Here is a 16,583-nt window from a genome sequence, read left to right as displayed (position 1 = left end):
AAATTAAGTAATAATTTTTTTTAATGAACTATAAAAATAAGGATCTATTTTAACCTTAAAATACTGCCAAAGACTTTTAATAGGAAATTGCCATTCGGTTGGTAAATCACCATGATAGTCAGAACCAATAGTGATTAAAAGGTCTAATTCTTTGGCGATTTTTTGATAATGTTCAATGTTTGCCCAGTTGTGATGAGCAGAAATAGCTTCAACGCCTTCCAGTCCTTTCTTTTTCAGAGTTGAAAAAAGCCAATCATCTCGCCAGGAAAGCTGTTCAGCTGGATGGGCCAAAACCGGAATGCCGCCGGCTTTTTTGATTAAAGAAATAGCTTTTTCAAAAGAAATTTCAACGGCGGGCAAAATTTGTTTTTTATCATGAACAAAGTATTTTTGAATAATTTCGGGCAGGGTCAAAATTTGATTTTTTTTCCACCGAAAATCTCTTTTTACTTTTTGCCAATTCTTGCCTCTTTTCAAAAAATCGATAATCCAATTTAAACCAATGTATTTTGAGGGACCTTGATAAATTCTTTCTTTACTGATTGCAAAGCCTTGCTCGGTTAAAGTTAAAAGACATTCCTCAATTCTCTCTTTTCTTTGGTCTTGCATTTTTTTTAAAACGTTCCTTAATTCTTGATTTCGCCAATCGATTCTATAACCCAAGAGGTGAAAAGAATAATTTCTAAATTTAGTCTCAATTTCGACGCCGGGAATAATTTTAATTTTATATTTTCGACCTGCTTTAATTGCCTCTTCAACACCGTCAAGACAGTTATGGTCAGTTAAAGAAATAATTGAAAATTTTTCTTTTTTCGCTTTTTTAACCAAATCTTTTGGCGAGTCGAGGCCGTCCGAATAATAAGAATGAAGATGAAGGTCGATGTATCTCATATTTTTGATTTTAATTCTTTTTCCGCTAAATCAAGACTTTTTTTGACGGCCAGAAATTTATCCCTTTTCGGCCCAGTAACAAAAGATAAAACCCCAGCCATTTGTAAAAAGTTTCTGATTTTGAAAAATTTTATTCTTATTTTTTCATTCTTTTTTACCTCTCGTCTAAAATAATTTTTTAAAAATAAATTTTCAATTTTCTTTTGATAGATTAAAAAATTTTGCGGGAAATAATATCTTAACATCGATTCGGTTTGAGATAAAAAAGAAGCAACATCATTTAGGGGGTCGTAAATTTCCGATTCAGTAAAATCAATCATTTTTATTTTTTTATTCATCAAAATCAAATTTCCAAAATGAAAATCGCCATGAGTCAAAAGATAGTCTTTTTCTTTTAAAAATGAGGTTTTATTTTTTTCTCTAAATTTTTTTAATAAACGGAAAGTTTTCTTGAATCTTTTTTCAAATCGAGGGGCACATTTTCTAATTAAAAAAAGCCAGTGTCGATATTCTCGGTTTTCTTCTTTTCTGTCCTTTTTGATAAAAAATTTCTTTATTTTAAGAGAGTGAAATTTTTTAAGAAGTAAGCTAATCTGGGGAACGATTTTGATAACTTTTGAAATTTTTTTTTGTTCTAATAGGTGTTGTAATGATTCTCCTTTGACTTCTTGATACAAAACAGTATTGAAAGTCGGCAGATAGGCTAAAATTTTCGGTATTTCTTTAAACCCCCTTTTTTTGAGAATTTTAGAAACCTCAAACCATTTTCGCGGAGCGAGAGATAAAGCATTAATTTTCGCTAAAAATTTTTCTCTTTTTTTAACCTTTCCATAATTTAACAGAAAAGTGTACCTGACGGTAAGATTTCTAAATTTGCCAAGAAAGTTTCTCAGAATTTCAATCTTAAAATCATCAATTTTTTTAAGACGAGGGGAAACTTTTTTTATCAGAGGAAAAAGAATCTTTTTAGCCTGTTGTTCGTTTAATAGTTTTTTTATTTTTGTCTTTTTGATTTTTCTTTTTAAAAGGGTGAACATATTTGTTACAATTTAAAACCGCTAATTCTAAACTTAAAAGCAAAATATTGAGAATATGGTATTTTAATAAATTTATTTTTCTTAAAAAATTCTGGCCGCCATTTTCTTTGCTCTCTTAAAATAGCTACCTTTAATTTTCCCCCTCGATTTTTATCTATAGTTTTTAAAAGCTTCAAAAAAAAGTCAATTAAGCTACCGTCTTTGATTTCGATATTTATTTTTCTTTCTCTGACTTCATATTGACATTGATTTTTGTTGCCATAAATTCCTTCTTTAGGAAAACAAGCGCCGGAGAAACTGTTCCAACCATCATTTAAATAAAATTTTATTTCTCGAGATGGATATTCGCAAAGATAAAAATTTCCTTCTTTATCTTGAGAAAAGCCAAGGGGGCCAAATTTTTTCTCAAAAAATGCCTTTTTAATTGAATCCTTCAGGTATACCATTTGTTCATTTTCAAATTTTTCTTCAGAAAATGCTTTGAAATAATTTTTAACCAAGGAAGAAAATTCATCAAGAGAATGTTCATAAAAAGATTTCAAAGATGGTAATTGACGGCTCATTCTCAGATCGTCCACCACGTGTAAGACATCGTAAATGTCGGTTCCTTCTTTTAATTTATAAAGAGCGTCTCGCCACTTAATTGCTTTTTCGAACTCTAAGTTTTCGATTGCTTTTTTCATCTCATCTTCAAATTCTAAAATGATAAGGTTATACCAATCATTTGGTGTTCTTTCTTTAAAAGGTCTTTTCTCTTCTCTTTGGTAAAATCTTCGATAAGTTTCTCGAATTTTTCCACTCCTTTGCCACTCAAAAGCAATTTTTAAAATTTCTTGATAATATTTTTCTGCTCTTTCTTTAACTTGAGATGAAGAAGGTAGGGCCAAGACAATTTCTTTTAAATGATAGGCACCTTGCTCAATCATTTCTAAACTCCACCATGGTTGAGCACTTGCCCACCAATATTGATCCGAAGAAATGGCTTGATCAAGTTTTTCTCTCAGTTTTTGGTAAAGGGGGTGATTTTTATTTTTTTCAACTTCTTCAATGACAAAATCAGTAAATTCCCATTGAAGATGGTGAATTGGATTTTGAGGATGAAACCATAAAATAAAAGGATATTGACTAACCAACCCTTTCTCTTTTTCTAACCAAAAATCTTGTTCTTCGGACGACCAGGTACAAGCTCGTGGCTCAATAATTTCATTGGTTTTAAATTTTTCTAAAATCTCCGAAACTTTTGCTTTTCTAATTGTTTGGTCTTTAAAAATCTCAAGTAAAAAATTTTCCAAACCCGGTCGATGATGACCAAAGGTTTCTCCATCCATAATGGTCAACAAATAACAGTCTCTTGTAAAATCCTCAGCTATCTCTTCTTTTAGCGAGTGAATGTTTCTTAAAATAGCTGAAAGAATTAAAACACTGAGTCTTTTATTTCTAAAAATAATATAAAAATCTTTCAGACCCTTAATTTGATAAATTTTTGAAAAATCTTGTTTAAAGGGCGAAGCCAATTCTTCGGCTAAAATATATTGAAAGCCTAATTTTTTAGCAACGGTGGCAACCTTTAAATCATAAGCCAATTCTGGTGAAAAAAATCCTTTTGGTTGATAAAACTTGCCAAAATATTTTTCTGAGATTTGCCGATTAATTAAAATTTGCCTTTCTATTTCTTTTTCTGGCAAAAGTGGTAGAAAAGCATGATAAGCCGCTGTGCCGGTCAATTCAATCTGATTTCTCGAAACTAAAAATTTAAAATCTTCAATGACATCGGAATAACCACTTCTTTCTAAAAGTTCCAAAAGTCCAGCATTAAGATTGATGGTCAGTTTTGCTTCTGGCTGATTTTTTAAAATCTTTAAAATTTTTCGATAACTTTCATTAACGATTTTTTCTAAAATATCTTTTTGTTGAAAATGCGGTTGATAGAAATGGAGAAAAATCGAAAAGAGCATATTAAGGTTTATTTAAATTTTATTTTTTCCTTTCTTCTTCTAAAAATTCTTCTATATCTTCTTCTAAAATATTTCCTTCAGTTAAAATTTTTCCTTTTTCTCCAACACAATTAATACTGGTAATTTTGCCAAGCCATTTTCCTTTATCATTATAAAGATGTTTAGTCAGCCACCAACTTCCTTTTTTTTTGGTCTCTCAGGATTAGTTCCCTGTTGAATCACTTCTCCCCTTTCTTCTAAAACCCTTCCTTTTTGATCCATTCGAATCGGCTATTAGGAAAAATCTCTTTAAAAATTTCTTCAGGAGATTTTTCCGACATAATTTTTATTGATTATTTATTAAATTATAAAATATATTATTTTATCACCCTCCCACCAAAATATCTTGATGGTCCATTTTTAAGATAAGATTCTTTTAATTTGTTCACATAGCCAGAATTCTGCCAGTCCTGAGCCATTAAAATAATTTTTTCTTTGACTCTTTCTGCTTGGTGGATTATTTTCTGGTCTATTTTTTTCAATATTTTTAAAACTTTAACTAATTTTTTCGCGCTTTCCGTAATGATCTCAAGTGACCACCAGGGCGTTGCCGAAGCCCACCAGTATTGACACGAGTTTAAGGCTTGATCTAGCGCCTTTCGGGCTTTTTGAAAATTCTGGTCTTTTTTTGATTTGTCGACTTGATTAATGACAAAATTAGTTAATTGCCACTGAAGTTGATGAATTTTATTTTGAGGGTTTCGCCACAAAGAAAAGGGAATACCACTTTTTAATTCTTCTGTTTTTGAAGACCAAGAAGAAGAGAGGGGATTAACAATTTCTTCTTTTTGGTAAATTCCTAATAACTCAGAAATAGTTAGAGTTTTAATTTTCTTAACCAGAATTTCAAAAATTCTTTCTGTTCCTGGTTTGTGGTGACCCAAATTTTCACCATCAAAAGCGGTAATTAAAAATTTATCAGACCGGTTATCATTTTTCAAAGCTTGCCAAAACCTCCTTTCTGAATTAAGCCAGCCAGTAAAGAAAATATCAGAAAGTCCACGATTACGAAAAATTACTTTTAACCTTAAGTCTTTAATCTGATATCTTTTTTCAAAATTAACTTCACCAATTTTACCGGTATAAGCAATTTCGTCTAAAATAAGCCATTGATAACCTAAAAATTTAATAATTCTAGCCGTTTTTTTATCATAAGCTAATTCTGGTAAAAAAAATCCTTTTGGTCGCCAGCTTTTTCGAAAATATTTTTGATTAGTTGTTTCATTCAATTTAATTTGACGAATAACCTCTGCTTTTGGACATAGCGGTAAAATGGGATGATACTTGGCCGAAGATGTCAATTCAATTTGGTTATTTCTAACCAATTCTTCTATCTTTTTGATAATTTTTTGAAAACCATTTTTCATCAAAAGATCAGTCAAGCTTCCGCAGATATTTAAAGTAATTTTTACCCGTCTGTTTCTTTCTAAAATCTTTAAAATTGGCTGATAGGATTCTTGAATGATCTTTTTTAAAACTTTTTTCTTTTGCCAAGGTGGTTGATAGAGGTGTAATAAACAAGCCCAAAACATAAAAATTTTTAATTTTTAACTTTTAACTTTTCAATGGCTTTTTTATATAATTCTAAATATTTACGAGCTGGTAGATCCCAAGAAAAAACTTGTTTCATTGCTTTTTGCACCAATTTTCGCCATTTGTCTTTGTATTTGAATGATTCAATGGCTCGACTAATGGCTACTAATAAATCATTTTCATGCCAATTGGTAAAGACAAACCCATTACCTTCTTCTTTAACTGGGTCCCAATCTTTAATCGTATCTGCCAAGCCACCAACCTTTCTGACGACCGGAATTGAGCCGTATCTCAAACTTTTCAACTGCGAAATTCCACAGGGTTCAAAGCGAGAAGGTAGAAGAAAAATATCTGAAGCAGCGTCAATTTTTGATTCCCATTTTTCCGAGAAAGGAGTAATAAAGGCCATCTTTTTGGGATGACGGTCCGCTTCTTTGGCAAAATATTTTTCATATTCTTTTTTGCCACTGCCAACCATAATGATTTGACAATCTAATCTTAGAAGGGTCGGCAAAATTTTAATAATCAAATCAAAACCTTTTTGTTCGGTCAATCGATGGGCCATGCCAATTAGAGGAATCTCTGGATTTTCTTCTAAACCAACTTCTTTTTGAAGAGCTATTTTATTTTTCAATTTTTTATTTAAAGAACGCCAATCGTAATTAAAATAGATGTTTTTGTCAAATTTTGGATTGTGAACATTATAATCAATACCATTAATAATACCATAAAGATCAGCCTTTCTGAGTTGAAGGTATTTCTCCAATCCCTCACCAAATTCTGGTGTCAAAATTTCTTCTCGATATCTTTCGCTCACCGTATTAATCAAATCAGCAAAAAGAATTCCTCTCTTTAAAAAATTAATGAGGTTCCACCTTTCGTCTTTGATTTTGGGTAAAGGACTTTTGCCGTCATCTTTTTTTTCTGGGGGCACGAGTCTAGCCCTCAGTCCGCGGGCACCTTGATAAGCCATATTATGAATCGTAAATAAAGTTGGAACTTTTCTATCTGAAAAAAAGATTTTATTTTTGATCAAAAAGGGTATCAAACCAGCATGCCAATCATGGCAATGAATAATATCTGGCTGGAGATTTAATTTTTCGATAAAAAATAAAGTAGCAAAACAAAAAAAATAAAAAGCCTGAGCCTGGTCGGGATAACCATATGTCTTTTTTATCTTGCCAAAAAATTTTGGTTCAGAAATTAGAAAAATATTCAAAGGTTTAGGCAATCTTTTGGTAATTTTCGTCTGATAAAGAGTAGTGTAAAAAACCTCATCATCAATTTTTATTTCTTCTTCTAAAATTTTTTCGAAATGATTGGCTGTTGATTCTTGAGTAGAAATAAAGCCGTAATAAGGTAAAAAACAAAAAACTTCTTGTTTTTTTCTGACTAATTCTTTTGATAAATGAAGGACAACATCGCCGAGACCACCAGCTTTAACCAAAGGAGTCATTTCAGCTGCCACAAAAACAATCTTCAATTTTTTAGTCATAGATTATTTTATAAAACCTAAATATTGACTGGCGATAATAAACATAGCATGCGACCAGGCTAAAGGATAAAGACCAATTCGAAAATCTTCAAAAATTTGCTCCGGAATAAAATAATTAAATTTTCTAACTTTTTTCACCACCCACTGATAATAACTAAGTGCTTTCTTTCTATTTTTTCTTAAAAGCCAATAAATAGCTAACCAAAAATTTAAAATTGGCCAAGCTCCCCCTCCTTCCCACGCTGAACCCTCTGAATCAAAATAGTCGAATTGAAAACGATGAACACCTCCATTTTCGACCAGATTCCTTTCTATCCTTTCTATCGTTCTTATCATTCTAGGATCGTCAGGAGAAAAGATTTCAAAAGGCCAGACTAAACCTAAAAGTGAAGCGTCAATATTGGTGTCCAAAACCTTGCCCACACTTCTTAAAAAATAACCTCTTTTTTGATCGTAAGCCTCTTCTATTTCCTTAATCATCTGCTGGGCGGTTTTTAACCAAAGAGAGTGAGGAATAATTTTATTAGCCAAAATTAGGCCGTGAGCACAAGCAGCTAGCGAATAAGTAAAATTATTTTCCATCGTTGTGGTTGTTTTTCTTGAAACATCTTCCCATAAATCGATCGTATGAATGGAAAAATGAGTTTTCTGCCAAACCCGACAGAGGCCATTGGCTAATCTTTCAATCAATTCTTTAAATTTTAGCGCTTTTGATAGGTCATTTTTGAAATGAGAATAAATAGCCCACAAACTTTCACCCATCTGATCGGGTTGAAAAATTTTTCCCATACTACCAAAACGACCATTCGTCGCATAATTGGTATAAAGTAAAGAATCTTTTTTAAAATCTTGTGGTCGATCTAAAAGCCACCGAAAATATTTTTCTGGAATCTCTTTTAAACCTAAAATATCTGCTGCTCGACAAATAAAAGCTGCATCCCTCGGCCAAACCCAACGGTAATTAGCGGCTTCACGTGGATAATAATCATGATCTGTATTAGCAGCGACAATTGCCCCGTTTTCTAGAGCACAATCTTTAATGACTAATTTACTTTTTGCTATTAATTTTTTAATTTCTTTAAACATAAAGTATAAACATAAATATGATCATTGATGGTGTAAGAAATGATAAATTATTTTTTTATATTTCCGTATAATTTCATATTTTTTATCAGCCTTGCTCCACAAATGGCTAAGGCTAAAGCGTCAGCCGCATCATCTGGTTGGGGGTTTTTTTTCAGAGAAAGTAGAAGTTTAACGATTTTCTGAATTTGTTTTTTTGAGGCTCGACCATAAGAAGTCAGACCCATTTTAACCTGCAAGGGGGTGAGAGAGAGAAGGGGGATGTTTTTTTCTGCCAGGGTTAGAAGAATTATCCCCCTTGCTTCGCCAACCTTCATCGCTGTTTTAGCATTTTGAGCAAAAAACAACTCTTCGACAATACAGAGATCTGGCTGATATTTTTTAACAATTTTTTTAAAATCATGATAAATTTTTTTTAGTCTGAAATGAGTTGATAATTCAAGTGGAGTAATAAGACAGCCATAATCAATAACCTGATAGCTTTTTTTCGCTCTGCCTCGATGTAAAACTTTTATAATTCCATAGCCAGTTCTGGCTAAACCAGGGTCGACGCCAAGAATAATCATAAAATAGTTAATAGTCTTAACTGTAAGTTATAGATTATTTAGTTATTAGTCTTAAAACTGAAAACTGATAAACCAAAATCAAGAACTGGTTGTCAATAACCATCTCTCACTCAATATTGGTATAATAATCATTGATATCCGGATCTTCGTCTAGCTCGGCAAAAAAAGCATCAATTGTTTTCTGTGTTTCTGGACGAATGGTGATGGGGTGTTTAGCAAACCACTCGATTTCCGCATAATCAATTTTAAAGCCTTCCCTCTCTAAACCTTCTTTCACTTTTTGTAAATTCTCTGGTTTTGTATAAATAGCTAGTTCATGATCTTCCTCTTGAAAATCTTCAGCGCCTAAATCTATTATTTTTAATTCAAAATCTTCTAAATTTTTAATTTGCCCATCAGTTGGCGGATTAAAATTCGTCATTCGCAGAATTCCTCTTTTCTCAAATAATCTCAAAACTGAATTTTTTTCACCAAGATGTAATTCGTAACGATTAAGTAAGCGTCGCAAATTGGAAATCGTTCTGTTTCTATTGTCCGTTAAGGCTTCAATAATAATCGCTATCCCTTCTGGACCAAAAACTTCATAAGTTATTTCCTCAATTTGCGTTTCGCCTGTTTTGCCGGCCCCTCTTTTAATTGCCCGTTCAATGTTTTCTTTGGGCATGTTAGCTTTTTTAGCCTTCTCAATTGCTAAACGTAATTTAAAATTTGTTTTTTCGTCATCACCCTCTCTAGCGGCGACGGAAATTAACTGAGAAAGTTTACTGAAAAGAGCACTCTTTCTGGCATCGAGAGCGCCTTTAAAATGTTTTAATTTTGCCCAACGGCTATGTCCAGACATAATTTAGTGATTATATTACTGATTTTTATCATATCATTTTTTTTGTTTTATTCAATAGACTTTTTTCTAGAAAAATGTTAAGATAATTAACGATGAGATGGCTAAATTTAAGAACAATGCCAATACTTGACCATTTAGAGAAAATCAAAGCCATTGATGGCCAAAATCTTGCTTACTTAATGGAAAAATTTCCGTTTCAATTAAAAAAAGTTTGGCAGGAAAAAGAAAAAATTAATCCACCGGCCGATTTTAAAGAAATAAAGAATGTTGTTTTTGTTGGCATGGGCTGCGATCGAGTGGCGGCTGAATTAATGAAAAAGTTTCTAAGTTTTGAAAGTTCTTTGCCAGTTGAAGTAGTAAGTGGCTATCAAGTACCTAAATATATTAACCAAAATACCTTAGTTGTCTTTTTAAGTTATTCTGGTAATACTTTAGAAGTTTTGTCAACTTTAAAATCAGTCCAAAAGAAAAAGGCGAAAATATTTATTATCAGTGGTGGGGGAAAATTAAATCAGATGGCCGAAATTTATCATTTTCCCCGTTTTCAATTTAAAGGTTCTGGACCATCGCGGGCTAATCTTGGTTATCTTTTTTTCTCTCTTTTTATTCTTTGCTCAAAATTAAAATTAATAAAATTTTCTGAAAAAAACTTCCTTTCCCTTATTAACTTTTTAGAAGAATTTAGTCAATTGCTTGAACCAAAACAAAAGACCGAGGACAATGTTGCCAAATATCTCGCTTACCAAATTTTTGATCGCTTGCCCTTTATTATTGGTGCCGAACATCTTAGTCCGGTCGCTCAAAGATGGAAAAAAGAAATTAATGAAAATGCTAAAACTTTTTCTTTTGCCGAGACAATGCCCGAATTTTTTCATAATACTATCATCGGTCTTGAATTTCCTTTTCAAACCCGAGACGAGATTTTTTTTCTTTTTTTAGAAAGTGCTTTTTACGATGAGCAAATTAAAAAGGCTTTAGATATCTTTAAAAAATTTTTACGCCAAGAAAAAATATGTTTTGAAACAATCCCGGCTGTCGGAAAAAATCGATTAACCGAAATGATGGCGATGGTTCTTTTGGGTGATTGGCTAAGTTTTTATTTGGCTATTTTAAATCAAGTTGATCCGACGCCAGTCGAATTAATTAATTATCTCAAAAATCAATTAAGTCAATGAGGTTTTTAAAAAAAATCGTTGTTAAGAATCCTCATCTACCAACAATTCTAACTTATTTTTTTCTCTCTCTTTTTGCTTTATTTTTTTTCAATTCTTTACAATCATTAGCCACCCTCAACGATCCTGATTCTTTTTATCACGCAAAAATGGCTAGTTTGCTTAGTCAAGGAAATTTAGTTAAAGAGTTTCCTTGGTTACCCTTTACTATTTTAAAAGATTATTACGCCAATCATCATTTTCTTTATCATCTTTTTCTTATCCCCTTTGTTAAATTTTACAATCCTCTGATTGGCATTAAAATCGCCACCATCTTTTTTGCTAGCCTAGCCACAGTTATTTTTTATTGGCTTTGTCGAAAATTTAAAATCAAATTTTCCTTTGTTTTTGCTTTCCTTCTTTTTACCTCGCCAATGTTTTTGGTTCGGATGAGTTTAGCCAAGGCCCCCTCGGCCGCCTTGACTGTTTTATTTCTCGGCTTATATGCTCTTTTTAAGAAAAAATATTTTCTCTTATTGATTATCTCTTTTCTTTATGTTTGGCTTTATAATACTTGGCCAATTTTATTTGTCGCCGTCATTATTTATTGCTTCTCAGTTGCCTTGAAAAAAATGATTGAAAATTGGCTGTTGTTCAGAGATTGGCGACTAAAAATTAAAAAATTTTTTCAATATCTTTTTAACCAAATAAATGTCAAATTATTTTTTTGTTCTTTGGGTGGCTTTGTTGGTGGTTTAATTTTTAACCCTTATTTTCCTCAAAATCTTTTTTTTAACTGGGTCCATATTGTCAAAATCGGCATCATTAATTTACAAAGTAAAATTGGTGTTGGCGCCGAATGGTATCCTTACGATGTTAAAGATCTAATTTTTAATTCACCTTTTGTCTGTTTTCTCTTCTTTCTTGCTTCGGCTTGGTTTTTGGTTAGTTTTAAAAAATTAAAAAATAATCCTTATTTTGGACAAAAAGCAAAAACATTGAGTCTTTTTATTTTAAGTTGGTTATTTTTTCTCTACACTATCAAATCAAGAAGAAATATCGAGTATTTTGTCCCCTTTGCTCTTTTCTTCTCTGGGCTTTCTTTCAAAAAATTATTTACCCTTTTTGACTGGCGCTCTTACTTTCAAAAATTTAAATCTTTTTTCTCTTATCCTTTTAGTATTCTCACTGTCATTCTATTGGTGATGATTTCTTTAATCCTCCAGTTTGGTGTTGCTTATTTTTTAGACCGGGCTTGGCTCGGCACCCAAAAAAGGCTGGAGATCGGTATTCCTTTTGAAAAATATAAAAAGGTTAGCGATTGGCTAAAGGAAAATACCAAGCCTGGCGAAATAATTTTCCATTCTTCCTGGGACGATTTTCCGATGCTCTTTTATTGGAATGACCGAAATCGTTATATTATTGGCCTCGATACCACCTTTATGTATGAGAGAAATCCAGATCTTTACTGGGATTGGGAGAAAATCAGTTTTGGGAAAACCAAAGAAAATTTAGCTCAAATCCTTCAAGAAAAATTTCATTCTTCTTACATTCATGTTCGACCCGACCGCAAGGCCTTAGAAGAAAACCTTCAAGCCGATAAGAATTTTGAAAAAGTTTATGAAGATGAGGAGGGGAAGGTTTATAGGATAAAGAGATAAAAATTCAATCTATCAAATTATTGCTTTATGAGAAATAAAAAGTTATCTATTATTATTCCCGCGTACAATGAGGCAAAAACCATTCTAAAAGTTTTAGAAAAAATAGAAAATGTAGAGTTAAATAAATGGGAGAAAGAGATAATTATCGTAGACGATGGTTCGACAGATCAAACAAAGGGTCTGCTCAAAAAATTAGAAAATAAATATGTGATTGTTTCTCATCTCAAAAATTTAGGTAAGGGAGCGGCTATTAAAACTGGTCTTAATTTTGTAACTGGTGACTATGTTATTATTCAAGATGCTGATTTAGAATACGATCCAAATGATTACAAAATCCTTCTTCAACCAGTAGAAGAAAAGGGGGCGTTGGTTGTTTATGGTTCACGACGTCTGCTACGAAACAAAACATCATCTTTATTAAACTTAATCGGTGGTCTTTTTTTAACTTGGATAACCAATGTTTTATATGGCACAAAAATTACAGATGAACCAACTGGTTATAAATTAGTTAGAACAGATCTATTAAAATCAATCAATTTAGAAAGTCGGCGTTTTGAATTCTGTCCTGAGATTACAGCTAAAATTGCCCAACGAGGAATAAAAATTTATGAAGTACCTATTCATTATTATCCTCGAAACAAAAAAGAGGGTAAAAAAATTAAGTGGAAGGATGGAATTATAGCTGCCTACACTCTTTTATATTTCAAATTTTTTTATGATGAAATGGGTTTTAATTTAATAGATAGTTTAATTCGACTCTGGAGGGTCAGAAAAATCAAAAAAAATATCCCCAAAAATTGCGTTCTTTGTGATCTTGGTTGTGGAAAATCAGCTTATCTTCTTAAAAAGTTATCATCGAAAATAAAATTGGGCATTGGAATAGATAGAGAAATTATTTCTTTTAAGGAGAATAATTTACAATTTATTAATTCAGATCTCAATAACTTTTTACCTTTGGAGAACGAAAGTGTTGACTGCATTACTATGCTCAGTGTTTTAGAACACCTAGAAAATTCCGAAGAGGTCATTCGAGAAGCTTATCGGATTTTAAAAAGAGGTGGAGTAATATTAATCACCACCCCCTCAGAAAAAGCTAAAAATTTTCTTGAGTTATTAGCTTTTAAATTAAAGATAACCAGTGCCAAAGAAATAAAAGATCATAAACATTATTTTTCTAAAAAAGAAATTGAAGAATTGTTAACAAGAAATGGCTTTTCAGAAATAGAGATACAAACTTTTGAATTGAAATTTAACTATTTTATTAAAGCTTTAAAAAAATAATCAATGTTTTTTTCTAAAATAAAAAATTATAAAGAAACTATTACAGTTGGTTTAATTCTAATTTTCTCTCTATTAACAAGGGTTTATCAAATTACCGAGCCGTGGATCGGGCATCATGATTTCAATGGTGCTCTTTGGAGTATTATTGCTAAAAATCATTTAAATTACGGCTATCTAACAACCAAGTTTGCTCCAATTATCAATGCTGGGCCAGCTCAGCCACACGAATTTTTTTATTATTTTAATCACCCACCGCTTTTACCTATTTTAATTTCTTTCAGTTTCTTTTTATTTGGAGAAAAAGAATGGGCAGCGAGAATTGTACCTATTTTTTTCTCAATGCTTAGTATTCTCATTTTTTATTTCCTGGTCAGAAAAATTTGGGGAATAAAAATTGCCTTTATTAGTTCTTTCTTTTTTTCTTTTAATCCGATGTCAATTTACTTCGGTCGAATGGTCAATTTTGAACCACTTTTAGTTTTTTTTGTTCTTCTCTTTATCTATTTCTATCTTTTGTGGCTAGAAAAAAGAGGGGGGTATTTGTGGGGGATGATTATTATTTTTATTTTAGGAACATTAATTGGCTGGCCGATGTATTATCTACCTCTTACTATAGTGATACATTATTTTTTTTGTAAAAAAAATATTAAAGATGTTTTTAAATTTTTATTTATTTTTTTTACTTTAGCATTAATAATATTTAGTTTTTATCTTTTTTATATTTTTTACATCACAGGTTCCACAAAAGAAATAATACAACTGTTTTCGACTTTTTTAAATAGAACAGGATCTTTAACTTCCCAAAATTATCAATTTAATATCCTTCAATTAACTATCCTAGAGCTTTACCGCTCCTTCAATTATTTCACACCCCCCCTACTTATTCTTTCACTGATCTGGTTTTTTTCTTTTCTTTTTAAAATTGCCAAAAATAAAAAAAGCGAAGATGATTTTCTTGTATTCTCTTTATTTGTTTTTGGTATTATCACAATCTTTCTGTTTAAATTGATCGCCTGGGTCCATGATTATTGGCTATATTATAACCTCCCTGCCATCGCTCTTAGCAGTGCTATGGTTGTAAAAATTTTTGAAAAAAAATATCCTCAAATTTTTGTCCTTAGTTTTATCTTTTTAACCATCATTTTTGTCTCTTTTTCCTTTAAGTTTACGAAACATCTTTATCATCAAGGGGAGGTTTTTTCTTATTTCTTGGGAAAGATAATTAATTTAAATACCGATTATCAAAGTAGAATTCTATACCCAATGGAGCATAACCCTAAAATAGCTTATTACGCTCAACGAATGTTTTATTGGCAAATTGATAAAAGGTCAAGTTTTTTAGAAATTTTGGAAAAAGATAAAAAAAGAAAGTACTTTTTGTTTCTTAATTTTAACCAAAATATTGTAGAAAAAGAATTAAAAAATGATTTATTTCTGAATTATTCTTTTACTGAACTTATACCCAATATTTTATTATTTGACCTTAATGTCAAGAAAAATATCCCCATCCTACAACAAAAGCCTTTATGAAAAGAAATTTTGAGAAACTTTTTCTTCTTTTAATTTTTATAGCTGCCCTTCTTTTACGAATTATTTGTCTCAATATCTTTCCTATAACTTTTAACCAAGACGAGGTGCTTAACGGTTATGAAGCCTATTCACTTTTAAAAACAGGACGCGACCATCGAGGAAATTTTTTACCATTATATTTTGAAGCTTTTAGTGATCGGGTTGATGTAAGAAATCATATTTTTTACCCTTATATTACTATTCCATTCATTGCCTTCCTTGGTTTAAATGAATTTTCGACCAGACTTCCGTCAGTAATTTTCGGATTTTTAACTGTTTTATTAACTTATTTTTTAACTAAAGAACTATTTAAAAAAAGATCTATTGCCTTGTTAGCTACTTTCTTTTTGACTATTTCTCCTTGGCATATTTTTTTAAGTCGAGCAAGTTTTGAAGCAATTACTGTTCCATTTTTTATTTCTTTAACTATCCTATTTTTTTTAAAGGGTTTAAAAAAACCGAAGTTCATTGTTTTAAGCGCTGTTCCTCTGGCTTTAAATTTCTATACGTATGCAATAACAAAAGTCTATAATCCTCTTTTATTAATAGGGTCTTTAATAATTTATAGGAAAAGGGTTTGGCAATGGAAAAAATATATTATTTTATCCATTTTTGTTTTTTTGGCTATTGCTTCACCCTTTTTGTATACCCAATTAACTAACTGGCAAAAAATCCAAGGTCGTTTTTATCAGGTTTCAGTTTTTAATTTTTCTTTTTGGCCAATTTTATTTTTTATAAATTATTTGGTTTATTTAAGTCCAAAATTCCTTTTTACTCATTATTTGCTACCAATTTTAATAGCTGCATTGATGGGTATTTATTTCTTATGGCAAAAAAGGGGGTTGGCAAAGCATCGATTATTATTTTGGATTTTGATTATTTCTCTATTACCTGCGGCCTTAACATTTCCTAACCCCGGCAGTTTAAGATCTGTTCCAATGTTACCATTTTTAGAAATTATTGCCGCATATGGGTGTTATAAAATTTATTTTTTATTGAAAGAAAGGTTGCAAATTAATCCTCGAAAAATAATATTTTCTTTATCATCTATTTTGTTTCTATCATTAATACTAAACGCTGATTTTCTTTTTAAAATTGGCTATCCATATAATTATGAAAGAACGCTTTACCAATTTGGTTTTAAAGAGGTTATTAATTATATTAAAGAAAATCAAGATAAATATACAAAAATAGTTTTTACTAATAAAGCTAATCAACCTTATATCTATTTTCTATTTTATCTTAAATACGATCCTAAAAAATTTCAATCAATTGAAGTGAAAAGAGTCTATCGGCCAGATAATTGGCAAGAAGTAGTTTCTTTTGATAAATATGAATTCTGTGATATTAATCAATGTTATGACCCTCATAAAAATTACTTATATGTCGCCCGAGCCGAGGAAATTCCACATATCAAAGAGAAAAAAATGTTTTATAATTTAGATGGTTCAGTTTTTAGAATTATTACTAATGATTAAAAG

13 protein-coding genes and 1 pseudogene are annotated in these 16,583 nt (G+C 31.1%); 6 read left to right on the top strand and 8 right to left on the bottom strand.

Going from position 1 to position 16,583, the window contains the following annotated elements; all coding sequences use genetic code 11:
• Positions 1–3 precede the first annotated feature (3 nt).
• The 8 genes from N2259_03255 to N2259_03220 all read right to left on the bottom strand — a co-directional run bounded on the left by N2259_03255 (position 4) and on the right by N2259_03220 (position 9,440).
• Positions 4–891 (bottom strand): PHP domain-containing protein, encoded by an 888-nt coding sequence (locus N2259_03255; protein ID MCX7779229.1) that lies wholly within the window; start codon positions 889–891, stop codon positions 4–6.
• Positions 888–1,928: an aminoglycoside phosphotransferase family protein gene (locus N2259_03250; protein ID MCX7779228.1), complete on the bottom strand. Its 1,041-nt coding sequence runs from the start codon at positions 1,926–1,928 to the stop codon at positions 888–890. Before N2259_03250 ends, N2259_03255 begins: the two co-directional genes overlap by 4 nt.
• Before the next feature lie 5 nt (positions 1,929–1,933).
• On the bottom strand, positions 1,934–3,883 hold the full coding sequence (locus N2259_03245) for a UvrB/UvrC motif-containing protein (protein MCX7779227.1): 1,950 nt from the start codon (positions 3,881–3,883) through the stop codon (positions 1,934–1,936).
• A 356-nt stretch (positions 3,884–4,239) separates the two neighbouring features.
• Complete coding sequence (locus N2259_03240; GenBank protein MCX7779226.1) at positions 4,240–5,454, bottom strand: hypothetical protein; 1,215 nt, start codon at positions 5,452–5,454, stop codon at positions 4,240–4,242.
• An 8-nt stretch (positions 5,455–5,462) separates the two neighbouring features.
• Positions 5,463–6,950: a glycogen synthase gene (locus N2259_03235; protein ID MCX7779225.1), complete on the bottom strand. Its 1,488-nt coding sequence runs from the start codon at positions 6,948–6,950 to the stop codon at positions 5,463–5,465.
• 3 nt (positions 6,951–6,953) lie between these two features.
• Positions 6,954–8,036 carry a hypothetical protein gene (locus tag N2259_03230; GenBank protein ID MCX7779224.1) on the bottom strand — a complete coding sequence of 361 codons (1,083 nt, stop codon included), beginning with the start codon at positions 8,034–8,036 and terminating at the stop codon, positions 6,954–6,956.
• A 47-nt stretch (positions 8,037–8,083) separates the two neighbouring features.
• Positions 8,084–8,599: a crossover junction endodeoxyribonuclease RuvC gene (ruvC, locus tag N2259_03225; GenBank protein ID MCX7779223.1), complete on the bottom strand. Its 516-nt coding sequence runs from the start codon at positions 8,597–8,599 to the stop codon at positions 8,084–8,086.
• A gap of 106 nt (positions 8,600–8,705) precedes the next feature.
• The gene (locus N2259_03220; GenBank protein ID MCX7779222.1) at positions 8,706–9,440 is read right to left on the bottom strand and encodes a YebC/PmpR family DNA-binding transcriptional regulator; all 735 of its coding nucleotides are present in this window, start codon (positions 9,438–9,440) and stop codon (positions 8,706–8,708) included.
• 92 nt (positions 9,441–9,532) lie between these two features.
• Between N2259_03220 and N2259_03215 the strand changes: the two genes are divergently transcribed.
• From N2259_03215 to N2259_03190, 6 genes and pseudogenes are all read left to right on the top strand, one after another.
• Positions 9,533–10,615 (top strand): bifunctional phosphoglucose/phosphomannose isomerase, encoded by a 1,083-nt coding sequence (locus tag N2259_03215; GenBank protein ID MCX7779221.1) that lies wholly within the window; start codon positions 9,533–9,535, stop codon positions 10,613–10,615.
• Positions 10,612–12,252, top strand: a complete 1,641-nt coding sequence (locus N2259_03210) for a hypothetical protein (protein ID MCX7779220.1) — start codon at positions 10,612–10,614, stop codon at positions 12,250–12,252. Before N2259_03215 ends, N2259_03210 begins: the two co-directional genes overlap by 4 nt.
• 27 nt (positions 12,253–12,279) lie before the next feature.
• Positions 12,280–12,963 (top strand): annotated as a pseudogene (locus N2259_03205) (glycosyltransferase family 2 protein).
• 12 nt (positions 12,964–12,975) lie between these two features.
• Positions 12,976–13,533, top strand: a complete 558-nt coding sequence (locus N2259_03200) for a class I SAM-dependent methyltransferase (GenBank protein ID MCX7779219.1) — start codon at positions 12,976–12,978, stop codon at positions 13,531–13,533.
• 3 nt (positions 13,534–13,536) lie between these two features.
• A complete protein-coding gene (locus N2259_03195; protein MCX7779218.1) occupies positions 13,537–15,063 on the top strand; it encodes a glycosyltransferase family 39 protein in 1,527 nt (508 codons plus the stop codon).
• Positions 15,060–16,580 (top strand): glycosyltransferase family 39 protein, encoded by a 1,521-nt coding sequence (locus N2259_03190; GenBank protein MCX7779217.1) that lies wholly within the window; start codon positions 15,060–15,062, stop codon positions 16,578–16,580. The genes N2259_03195 and N2259_03190 overlap by 4 nt, the downstream gene beginning before the upstream one ends.
• Positions 16,581–16,583: the final 3 nt, after the last annotated feature.

The organism is Patescibacteria group bacterium (assembly GCA_026417895.1).
In the GTDB taxonomy this organism is placed as follows: Bacteria; Patescibacteriota; Patescibacteriia; order UBA2591; family CALHIP01; genus CALHIP01.
The sequence above is the reverse complement of the archived record's forward strand: the minus strand, read 5'-3'. Positions and strand labels throughout refer to the sequence as shown.

Coding starts and splice junctions, on each gene's coding strand:
- N2259_03255 (MCX7779229.1), bottom strand. CDS start 891: ATGAGATACATCGACCTTCATCTTCATTCTTATTATTCGGACGGCCTC.
- N2259_03250 (MCX7779228.1), bottom strand. CDS start 1,928: ATGTTCACCCTTTTAAAAAGAAAAATCAAAAAGACAAAAATAAAAAAA.
- N2259_03230 (MCX7779224.1), bottom strand. CDS start 8,036: ATGTTTAAAGAAATTAAAAAATTAATAGCAAAAAGTAAATTAGTCATT.
- N2259_03235 (MCX7779225.1), bottom strand. CDS start 6,950: ATGACTAAAAAATTGAAGATTGTTTTTGTGGCAGCTGAAATGACTCCT.
- ruvC (MCX7779223.1), bottom strand. CDS start 8,599: ATGATTATTCTTGGCGTCGACCCTGGTTTAGCCAGAACTGGCTATGGA.
- N2259_03220 (MCX7779222.1), bottom strand. CDS start 9,440: ATGTCTGGACATAGCCGTTGGGCAAAATTAAAACATTTTAAAGGCGCT.
- N2259_03200 (MCX7779219.1), top strand. CDS start 12,976: ATGGGTTTTAATTTAATAGATAGTTTAATTCGACTCTGGAGGGTCAGA.
- N2259_03195 (MCX7779218.1), top strand. CDS start 13,537: ATGTTTTTTTCTAAAATAAAAAATTATAAAGAAACTATTACAGTTGGT.
- N2259_03240 (MCX7779226.1), bottom strand. CDS start 5,454: ATGTTTTGGGCTTGTTTATTACACCTCTATCAACCACCTTGGCAAAAG.
- N2259_03245 (MCX7779227.1), bottom strand. CDS start 3,883: ATGCTCTTTTCGATTTTTCTCCATTTCTATCAACCGCATTTTCAACAA.
- N2259_03190 (MCX7779217.1), top strand. CDS start 15,060: ATGAAAAGAAATTTTGAGAAACTTTTTCTTCTTTTAATTTTTATAGCT.
- N2259_03210 (MCX7779220.1), top strand. CDS start 10,612: ATGAGGTTTTTAAAAAAAATCGTTGTTAAGAATCCTCATCTACCAACA.
- N2259_03215 (MCX7779221.1), top strand. CDS start 9,533: ATGAGATGGCTAAATTTAAGAACAATGCCAATACTTGACCATTTAGAG.